Here is a 7,508-nt window from a genome sequence, read left to right on the forward strand (position 1 = left end):
TCAGCCACCTCCCGTTGAGGAACCTGCGATGACCACCGGCCCAAGCCCCGACAGCCCACCCGCCCCGGCCCGCCGTACACCGCGTGCGGACCAGCAACGCGCGGTGGACAACGCGGTCCGGCACCTGAAAAACCCAGGCTCACGCGGACACATCGTCTCCGCATGCGGCACCGGCAAGACACTGATCGCACTGCGCACCGCCGAAGATCTCGACATCGCGCACCTCCTCATCGCCGTGCCCTCCCTGGACCTGATCGGCCAGTGGGCCCAAGCCGCACGCGCGGACGGACGCCGCGAGCCGCTGATGGCAGTGTCCTCACTGCAAGCCGACAAAAACCCCATGCTCGCCGCCGCCGGAGCGACAAGCACCGCCTCGGGGGAGTACCTGGCCTACTGGCTCAACCGGCACAAGCGGGCAACCGTCTTCGTCACGCTCGACTCACTCCCGCGGATCGAGGAAGCCCAGCACTCCGTCTTCGCCGCCCCCACCTTCGACCTCCTGATCGTGGACGAGGCGCACCGCACGGCCGGCAGCTGGGACAAACAGTGGACGATGATCCACGACAACACCCGCGTCCCCGCCGACCGCCGCCTCTACCTGACGGCCACACCCTACGAGTGGGAGGCCCCCCGCCTGACAGAGGCACCAGACACACGCCCCGACCCCAAACCGACCGCAGCAACCGCCCCCGCCTGGCGCTCCCCCTCCCTGATCGCCTCGATGGACGATCCGAAGGTCTTCGGCCCGCGCCTGCACACCTACTCCCACGCGGACGCGATCGAAGACGGCGTCCTGGCCGACTACCAGCTCCTCGTCCCCACCATCACCGACACCGACCTCCGCAGCGCCCTCACCGACACCGATCTCCAGACCGGCTTCGGCCCCATGGCCCACCGAACGAGTGCGCTGCACCTGGCCGTCCTCAAAGCCATGACCGAGCACGATCTGCACCACGTGATCGTCTACTTCCAACAAGTCGCGGACGCCGCCGACTTCGCCCGCCAGTTCCCCCACACGCTGCGCACCCTCACCGCAGACCAACACCCCGCCTGGTCAACCGACTTGAGCGTGCAGTCGATCGACGGCACCCACACCCCCCGCCAACGCCACACCATCTTGACCCGCTTCGAACAAGCCGACCGAGCCGTACTCACCAACGCCCAAGTCCTCAGCGAAGGCGTCGACCTGCCAGCCGTCGACGCCATCGTCTTCGCAGACCGAACCTCCAGCGTCCGCCGCATCGTCCAAGCCCTCGGCCGCGCCCTACGCAAACCCCCCACCCTCGACCACAAGACAGCAAGCCTGATCATCCCCGCCTACACCCCACCCGGCGCCGACCCCACCGACCTCCTCGACACCCCCTACGAAGCCCTCTGGCTCATCACCGCCGCGCTACGCCACCACGACCAGTCCATCGCCGCCCGCGCCCCACACAACAACACGAAACGGCGCCTGGACCGCGACACCCACCAACTACTCGCACGCCGCTTCCGCTTCGACTTCACCCTCAACCCCCACCACATCGCCCGCGCCATGGACCTGATCGCCTGGCCCTCGAACACCGCAGTGCTCTCCGCACCCCGCCGCGCCGGGCTGGCCGCAGCCACCCGCTTCCACGCCGAGTACGGCCACCTCCAAGTCCCAGCCGACTACGAGGACGCCTTCGGCTACCGCCTCGGCCAGTTCATCACCAGCCAGCGCACCGCCCACGCACGCAACCTCCTGGAAGAGGACTGGACTGCAGAACTCGATGCGCTCGGCATGATCTGGGACCACCACGAAGCCGTCTGGCAGGGCCAGTTCACCACCGTCACCGCCTACCACCAACAGCACGGCCACCTGGCCATCCCCTCCGACGCCCCAGGCGGCCAGTTCCTCATCGACCAGCGCGCCGCCGCCCGCAAAGGCTCCCTCGCCCCCGACCGTGAAGCCCAACTCACCACCCTCGACCCCGACTGGCTCCTCCCACACGGCCCCGACTGGCACCGCAAATATCACCTCCTGCGCCGCCACCTCGAAACCGGCCACGACCCCGCGGCGCTACGCCGTGACACGGTCATCGAGGGCGTGAAGATCGGGAGTTGGCTCCAGCGCCAGATCACCACCTTCACGAACCTGGATCCCGCTCAGCGGGCTCTCCTCTCCCGGATCGGGGTCGACAGCCGACTACGGCTGCCCACGGGCAGGCGAGCCCGTCGCTCCTTCGAGCAGAACGCGGCACTACTCAGGGCGTTCACCGAACGTCAGGGCCGGCTGCCCAGCGCGCGGGAATGGATCGAGGCTGACGGGGCGCGTGTTGAGATCGGTGCATGGCTCCGCAGGATCCGGACCAAGCGGAACGAGGGACAGCTCACGGAAGAACAAGATCACCTGCTGTCCGGGATCATCCCAGCCGATCTATCGGATCTCCCGGATCGCGAAACGGACCGGGCCTGAACTTCAAACAGTCCAGATTTTTCACCAGATTAGACACGCCCCTTCGGACAGAGCTGGACCACGAAGGTAGCAGCGGAGGCGATCCCACCGAACTCCCGCGCAGACCACCGGCAGGAGTCGCGACACCCTAACCGCGTAGCCAGCCACAGGAATCCGCGGAGCGGATTCCTGTCCGGCCTGGACCGCGGAGCGGTCCAGGCCGGCGTCACGGAGTGACGCCGGATCAACTGCTCCGCGAAGCGGAGCAGTTGGCCGCGCGGAGCGCGGCAGGATTCCGCCGCGTAGCGGCGGCGCGCGGTCTGCTCCGCAGACACGACGCGCCGCCGCTACGCGGCGGTTCCGCGCTTCGCGCGGCACACCCGGACCTCCGGTCCGGGTGTGCCGGTCCACTCCGTGGCCCGGCAATCGGTCCCGACTCCGTCGGGACCAGGGCGGGGTCAGGGCGCTCCGCGCACTGACCCCGTATAAGCAACAGCCGAAAGGGTAGTGACGGGGTGTGAGGTGAGGGTGCGTATCGGCAAACCGGTGGGCGGATCGGCCGGCGCTCTCGGGGCCGCCTCTCTCACGACTCGAGCCGAGCCGCCCGACTCCCGGAGACAACCACATGTCGCCGTCTCCGAACAACCCCGTGCGTCACTTCGCTGTAGGCTGCTAGCTTTGGGATCGTAGGCGGGTGCCTGTCCTGGGAGCGTGAGCGGCCAGTCGCCAGGAATTCTCCCTCTCCATTTCTCGCTCCAGGCGATCACAGGATTCCGTCAGGTTCGACAAGAGAAACGAACCAGGAATGACCCGTATGGAACTCCGTCCTCATCAGATCGAGGCCGTGGATTCGGTCCCTCGTTTTCTGTCCGGGCCTCCGGGTGGTGTGTTCCTCCGGAGGGGCTGAGAACCCAGGTGATCGCCGCTACCGGCTCGGGAAAGACCCTTATCGGCACCGAAGTCGCAAACCGGCTCTCCGCCCGCCGGGTCCTGGTCCTGGTCCCCACCCTGGACCTGCTCATCCAGACGCCCCGCGCCTGGCGCCGGGCAGGCCGGCGCGGCGCGATGGTGGGGGTGTGCTCGCTGCGTGCCGAAGAGAGCGACGGCATCCCGTACACGACCGACCCCGACGAACTCGTCTCCTGGGTACGGGGGGTGGAGACCGTGACGGTGTTCGCGACGTACGCCTCCGTCGGGCTCGGCATCCCCCAGCAGGCGCACGCTGCCGGGCTTCCAGTGTTCGACCTGATGGTCGTGGACGAGGCACACAGGACAAGTGGGGACGCGGGCCGGCCATGGGCCGCTGTGCACGACCAGTCCCAACTGCCTGCAGTGCGGCGGCCAGAGGAGCACTTCCTCCTTCACCTGCCGCAACTCGACACTCAAGGACCATCCCCACAAACACGGGGAGCCCTTTCCGGCTAGTGCTTTGACCGGGAAGGTTCGCCGGGTTGGCGATAGGAACGGTCGGGTCTCGGACCGGGCGGTGTGGGGGTGCATACCCAGGGCCACGGCATGGTGGACGGCCGGTTCCTGACGGGAGTGTGTCAGGGACCGGCCGTCCAGGGCGGAGGCGGCTACTTCAGGTAGGGGCCGTCGGTGCCGATCTTGCCCGGGGCGGCGTTCTTGCCGCCGAGGTCGAGGACGTAGACGCGCAGGTTGCCCTTGCCGGGGGCGCCGATGGACAGGGTGCCGTCGGTGACCTGCTGGACGTCGCCCGTGACGGCGTCCTTGTAGGTGCCGTTGGGGATGCCGGTGTAGGTGGCGCCGTCGGTGACGGCGACCAGGGCGAAGCTGTCCACGCCTGTCGCGGCGTCGGTGTAGCGGCGCTTGAAGTTCATGCCGCCGCCCGAGACGCCTTCGGTGGAGTACTGGCCCATCTGCAGGGCGGGGACGGCCCGGCGGATCTGGTTGAGCCGCTGGAGGTGCTTGACCAGGGGCTGGGCCAGGGTGGTGGCGACCTCGCCGGTGGCGCTCGTGACCTTGGAGAAGTCGCCGGCGGTGACGGTGCCTTCGAGGTGGTCGCCGTAGTAGGCGCGGCCGGTGGTGGCCAGCGGGCAGCTGGGGCCGCAGTCGATGGTCTTGCCGGCCTGGAACTGGATCTCCGAGCCGTAGTAGAGGGTGGGGATGCCGCGGAAGGTCCACATCAGGGCCATGTTCTCGGCCCAGGCGTCCTGGCCTCCGGTGTAGCGCACGCTGGACTTGTTGGGCCCGTAGTCGTGACTGTCGACGTAGACGACGTTGTAGGTGGCGTCGTTGGTGGAGTCGTCGGAGTCCTTGCCGTTGTTGAACGCGTTGTGGGCGTCACCGAAGTTCATGTGCATGCGCATGTCGATGATGTTCATGCCGGAGAACTTCGAGTGGTCGGGGGTGTGGTACGCGTTGCCGTCGAGGAAGGCGTTGGTGGAGGTGGGCTGGTTGCCCGGGCCGAGCTTCTCCTCGTAGTTGTACTGGTCGAGGGCGGCCTGGACGTCGTCGTCGGTGTACTCCTTGCGTTCCTTCCAGGTGTAGAACTGCGCGGAGTGGTTGACCGAGCCGCGGTTCCACTTGTCGTTGACGAAGGCGCCGACCTCGCCGAAGACGAAGAAGTCCTGTGCCTTGTCCGGTCCCCAGTCCTGGGCGAGGCGCTGCTGGATGGCGGGCAGGAAGCGGCGGTTCCAGGTGACGCGGGGGATGTGGACGGCGGTGTCGACGCGGAACCCGTCGACGCCCATGTCGATGTACTTGTTGTAGGCGCCGATGAGGTAGTTCTGCACCTCGGGGTTCTCGGTGTTGAAGTCGGCGAGGTCGTCGGCGAGCCAGCAGGAGCGGGAGTCCTCGCCCTCCCAGTTGCCGATCCAGCACTGGTGGTAGTACTTCGACGGGAACATGCCGCTGGTGGGGCTCGGCCACTGGCAGTTGTAGATGGTGTAGCCCTCGGGGGACTTGTACCCGGTGGGCTTGCCCCAGTTCAGGCAGGTGTTGCCGGACGGTTCCGCGGTCGACCACAGGTCGCCGTTGTAGTAGGACTTGCCGGACTTGGGCTCGACGGTCAGGCCGTCGTACTCGAAGCCGGGCTGCTTCTCGTCGTAGTACCAGGACCACTGGGAGTCGCGCACGCCGTAGGCCGTGGGGACGAACAGGCCCTTGGCGCCCCACCGTGAGCTGTGGTTGTAGACGACGTCCTGGTAGATCTTCATGCCCTTGGCGTGGGCGGCGTTGATGAGGTCCTGGTAGGAGGCGCCCGCGGACTCCAGGCGGGGGTCGACCTTGTAGAAGTCCCAGCCGTGGTAGCCGTGGTAGTCGTAGTCGGAGCGGTTGAGGACCACGGGAGTGATCCAGACCGCGGAGAAGCCGAGGGCCTTGATGTAGTCCAGCTTCTGCACCAGGCCCTTGAAGTCACCGCGGAACATCGGGTCGTGGTTGGCGGCGTTCCCGGAGGCGACGTCCTGGTTGCCGCCGCGGTTGTTGCCGCTGTCGCCGTCGTAGAAGCGGGCGGTCAGCACGAAGTAGATCGGGTCCTTGCGCGGGTCGCCGCCGAGCATGGCGCCCTGCTGGGCCGGCGGCGGCGCCTGCCCCGTGGTCGCGCTCGCGGCGGCGGACGCGGCGGAGACGTTGCCGGCCGCGTCGAGTGCCTTGACGGTGTACGTGTACTTGGTGTTCGGTTCCAGGCCCGATTCGCTGAGCACGGTGGAGCCGACGCTGGTGACCTGGCTGCCCTTGGTGCCGCCCGTGCGGGTCACCTGGTAGCCGGTGACGCCGGTGTCGTCGGTGGAGGGGTCCCAGGTCAGGACGATCGACGTGTCCGTGGCCGTGGCCTTGACGGCGGTGGGGACGGTCGGCGCCGTGGTGTCCGGTGTGTGGGACGCGCAGGGGTCGGTGGCGTTCTTGGTGACCGTCTTGTCCTTCACGGTGCTGACGCCGGCGGGCAGGGCGTAGTTGGCGCCGTTGTTGTTGTCCCAGGTGCCGTTGCCGTTGTTGAAGGTCGCCGCCAGCCCGGTCGCGCCGCCCAGGTCGACGGTCTTCTTGAACCATCCCGGGCACGCCTGCTCCATGCCGATGCCCGGCACGGTCGTCCAGGAGCCGCCGGTGGGGGCGTAGTGCAGGTTGACGGTGCTCCAGCCCACGGTCTGCGCGTAGTAGAAGACGGTCGCGCTGGTCGGGGCGGAGGTGGGAGTGGGGGTGGGTGAGGGTGACGGGTCGGAGCCGCCGTTGTCGTCGCCGCACGGATCGCTGTGGGCTATGACGCCGTCCTTGACGGTGATGGTGCCGGTGCCCAGGGCGTAGTTCTTGCCGCCGTTGTTGTCCCAGGTGCCGCTGCCGTTGTTGAAGGTGGCCTGCCAGGTGGTGGCCGTGCCGAGGCTGACGGTCTTCTTCACCCAGTCCGTGCAGCCGGCCTCCATCGCCGTGCCCGGCACCTGGGTCCAGGCGGCCCCGTCGGGGGCGTAGTGCAGGTAGTACTGCGACCAGTTGCGGGTCTTGGTGTAGTAGAACACCGTCGCCGTGTTGCCTGCCTCGGCGGCGGCCGGCGCGGCGTTCACGGTGCGGCCGGCCCCGGGCAGGGCCGACAGAAGACCGATCAGTACCGCCACGGCGGCCAGTGCCGCCCAGGGGCGTCTGAGCCGCCAGGCTGTGGTGCGTCTCATCGAGAACTCTCCAAGGGGTGCGCCGCGGCCGGTGGCCGCGGTGTCCGACATGGGGCCCGGTTGGGGGTGTCCCGGTCTGGATCTCCGCCGGTGCAGCCCTGACGCGCCGCAGGACCGTGGCGAGCAGCATGCTTCCGACCTGAAAGGCGTATCGGAAACTTGCTGCAACTTCTTGCGCACCGGGAAGATACTCGCTCGTTACAGGGACGTAAAGAGTTCCGGCGCACCGGCCGCGCGGCGGTGGGCCGTTCGTTGGGGAGGGCGGGCCGCCGCCAGGGCCTTGTGGGCCAACTCGGGGCAGGGCGCGGCTCGTTCGGCACGTCGTGCAGGGCGCCGGGTCGCTCGACGACGCGTACGGCCGGGCTGCGCCCCGAGTGCGGGGCGCGGGCCTTCGAGGCGGGCGGCGCTGCCGGTGCGCCTCGGCCCGCGCGCACGCCGCGGCCCGCCCAGCGCCGCCGGCGCGCTGC

Annotated in this window: 3 protein-coding genes; 2 read left to right on the top strand and 1 reads right to left on the bottom strand. The window is 68.5% G+C overall.

Annotation, left to right across the window (positions count from 1 at the left end):
- Window positions 1-28 precede the first annotated feature (28 nt).
- Window positions 29-2,437 carry a DEAD/DEAH box helicase gene (locus tag K7787_RS02110; RefSeq protein ID WP_223000297.1) on the top strand — a complete coding sequence of 803 codons (2,409 nt, stop codon included), beginning with the start codon at window positions 29-31 and terminating at the stop codon, window positions 2,435-2,437.
- Window positions 2,438-3,331: 894 nt separating this feature from the next.
- Window positions 3,332-3,841, top strand: coding sequence for a DEAD/DEAH box helicase family protein (locus tag K7787_RS02115; RefSeq protein ID WP_308036274.1), 510 nt, complete (start codon window positions 3,332-3,334; stop codon window positions 3,839-3,841).
- Between the two features lie 152 nt (window positions 3,842-3,993).
- Here the strand turns inward: K7787_RS02115 and K7787_RS02120 are convergent, their stop codons facing one another.
- Window positions 3,994-7,041 carry a carbohydrate binding domain-containing protein gene (locus tag K7787_RS02120; protein ID WP_223000298.1) on the bottom strand — a complete coding sequence of 1,016 codons (3,048 nt, stop codon included), beginning with the start codon at window positions 7,039-7,041 and terminating at the stop codon, window positions 3,994-3,996.
- Between the last annotated feature and the right edge of the window lie 467 nt (window positions 7,042-7,508).

This window comes from Streptomyces sennicomposti (assembly GCF_019890635.1).
Lineage (GTDB): Bacteria > Actinomycetota > Actinomycetes > Streptomycetales > Streptomycetaceae > Streptomyces > Streptomyces sennicomposti.

Coding starts and splice junctions, on each gene's coding strand:
- K7787_RS02110 (WP_223000297.1), top strand. CDS start 29: ATGACCACCGGCCCAAGCCCCGACAGCCCACCCGCCCCGGCCCGCCGT.
- K7787_RS02120 (WP_223000298.1), bottom strand. CDS start 7,041: ATGAGACGCACCACAGCCTGGCGGCTCAGACGCCCCTGGGCGGCACTG.